The organism is Azospirillum sp. B506 (assembly GCF_000333595.1).
Taxonomy (GTDB): Bacteria; Pseudomonadota; Alphaproteobacteria; order Azospirillales; family Azospirillaceae; genus Azospirillum.
Genome location: NZ_BADK01000720.1, coordinates 1 through 2,143 on the forward strand (window position 1 = coordinate 1; position 2,143 = coordinate 2,143).

A 2,143-nucleotide genomic window follows, 5' to 3' on the forward strand; every position below is an offset into this window, starting at 1 on the left:
TTTCGCCCGTCGAGATCGAAAGCGTGCTGTCTCTTCATGACGGCGTGCTGGAGGTCGCGGTCGCCGGCCTGCCCGACGAGCGCTGGGGCCAGCGGGTCGTCGCTTTCGTCAAGCGCGCCCGCGGCGTCGAGGCGACGGATCTCGACGACCATTGCCGCACCTCCGGCCTCGCCAACTTCAAGCGCCCGCGCGAGTACGTCTTCCTCGACGAAATCCCGAAATCGCCAGTCGGCAAGATCCTGCGACGCAAGCTCCAGGCCGGCGAATTCACCCTCGAACATAGCCCGACACTCTCCTGAACCCAGACTTCATCCATGGAGTTTCAGCGGACCTTGGCTCTGACTCTGACTGCGGCGGCCGGGACGATGCTGGCCGGGGCGCCCTCCCTGGCGGCCGACCCGGTGAAGATCGGTCTGATCCTGCCGATGTCCGGCCCTTTCGCCTCGACCGGCAAGCAGATCGAGGCGGCTGTCAGGCTCTACCAGCAGGTCAACGGCGACAGCGTCGCCGGCCGCAAGGTGGAGGTGATCGTGAAGGACGACACCGGCGTGGCGCCCGACATGACCAAGCGCCTTGCCCAGGAGCTGGTGGTGAAGGAGAAGGTATCGGTCCTCGCCGGCTTCGGGCTGACCCCGCTGGCGCTGTCGGCCGCCCCGGTGTCGGAGCAGGCCAAGACGCCGATGATCGTCATGGCGGCGGCTTCTTCCGTCATCACCACCAAGTCGCCCTACATCCTGCGCACGTCCGGCACCCTGCCGCAGTCGGCCGCGACCATCGCCCAGTGGGCGGCGAAGAACGGTGCCGCGAAGATGTACTCGATGGTGACCGACTATGGCCCCGGCATCGACGCGGAAACCGTCTTCAAGCAGCGCTTCGCCGCGTCCGGCGGCACGGTGGTCGGCGACGTCCGCATCCCGCTGAAGAATCCCGACTATGGTCCCTTCATGCAGCGCGCCAAGGACAGCGCGCCCGATGCGATCTTCGCCTTCGTGCCGTCGGGCGAGGGAGCGTCCTTCATGAAGGAATTCGCCGAGCGCGGCTTGGCCAAGGCCGGGGTGCGGCTGCTCGCCACGGGCGACGTCACCGACGACGACATCCTGCCGGCGATGGGCGACGCCGCCATCGGTACGGTCACCGCGCACTACTATTCCGCCGCCCACCCCTCGCCGGAGAACAAGGCCTATGTCGAGGCGTTCCGCAAGGCGAACGGCGGCCTGCGCCCCAACTTCATGTCGGTCGGCGGCTGGGATGGCATGCATCTGGTCTATGAGGTGCTGAAGAAGACCGGCGGCAAGGCCGATGGCGACAGCTTCGTCGCCGCCGCCAAGGGCATGAGCTGGACCAGTCCGCGCGGCCCGGTCACCATCGACGCCGACACCCGCGACATCGTCCAGGACATCTACATCCGCAAGGTCGAGAGGCAGGATGGTGAGCTGTTCAACGTCGAGTTCGACAAGGTCACCGCGGTGAAGGATCCCGGCAAGGGCGGCTGATGCCATCGGGGCCGTCGCAGATCAGCCGCCGATGCGCACCGCGATACGCCATTCGATGGCGAGCGACCGCAGCACAAGCGCGGTTGCGCATGGGGCGCCATCGGGAGCGCGGGCGGTGAACAGCTCGCCCGCGCGCCGTCCTGCCTCGATCTTGCGGCGGCAGGCGGATTGGCGCCCGGAATCATCCTTCGCCAACACCAGGTGATCGCCCCCTGGCCGCCACTGCACGGCGGCGAGCGGACGGATTCCGCTGCGCACGAAGGCGGCCATGGCTGCGGCCGCCCGGCGGTTCGGGCCAGTTCCCAAAGCGATCGGACCGCCGTCTTCCAAACCGCTGGCAATGGTCTTCTCCACGGCCGCCCTGTCGATCCCCGCGGCAACCGGGGCATCGGCGTTCCACGCGCCCCCTTCACGCTGTCCCGTCATCGACACACAGATGGTGTCCCTGCCGCAAACGCGCTCTAAATTTCCGTGGAGTGCGTTCGTCGTCTTTCAGGAATCCGGCGAAAGATTCGGCGGTCGGCTGTTGCCGGCCGGCATCCGGCTGGAAGCCCGCCACGCCAACGACCGGTCCGACCGGCGCAGGCAGGGACAGGACCCGCCCGAGAGTCCGGCAGCCGTGGCGTCGTATTGGGGATTCTCAAACAGGG

Annotated in this window: 3 protein-coding genes and 1 pseudogene; 3 read left to right on the top strand and 1 reads right to left on the bottom strand. The window is 67.6% G+C overall.

From position 1 onward, the window contains the following. A pseudogene (locus tag I71_RS21535) lies at window positions 1–299 on the top strand (long-chain fatty acid--CoA ligase); the annotation flags it as partial. Between the two features lie 33 nt (window positions 300–332). Continuing rightward, entirely contained in the window at window positions 333–1,493 is a 1,161-nt protein-coding gene (locus I71_RS21540; protein ID WP_244433973.1) for an ABC transporter substrate-binding protein, read from the top strand. Between the two features lie 21 nt (window positions 1,494–1,514). Here I71_RS21540 and I71_RS21545 read toward each other — a convergent pair whose 3' ends face one another. Then, window positions 1,515–1,925: a hypothetical protein gene (locus I71_RS21545; protein WP_211098414.1), complete on the bottom strand. Its 411-nt coding sequence runs from the start codon at window positions 1,923–1,925 to the stop codon at window positions 1,515–1,517. A 4-nt stretch (window positions 1,926–1,929) separates the two neighbouring features. Between I71_RS21545 and I71_RS39200 the strand changes: the two genes are divergently transcribed. Continuing rightward, window positions 1,930–2,143, top strand: a 214-nt coding sequence (locus I71_RS39200) for a hypothetical protein (protein ID WP_211098416.1), incomplete at its 3' end; no start/stop codon positions are given.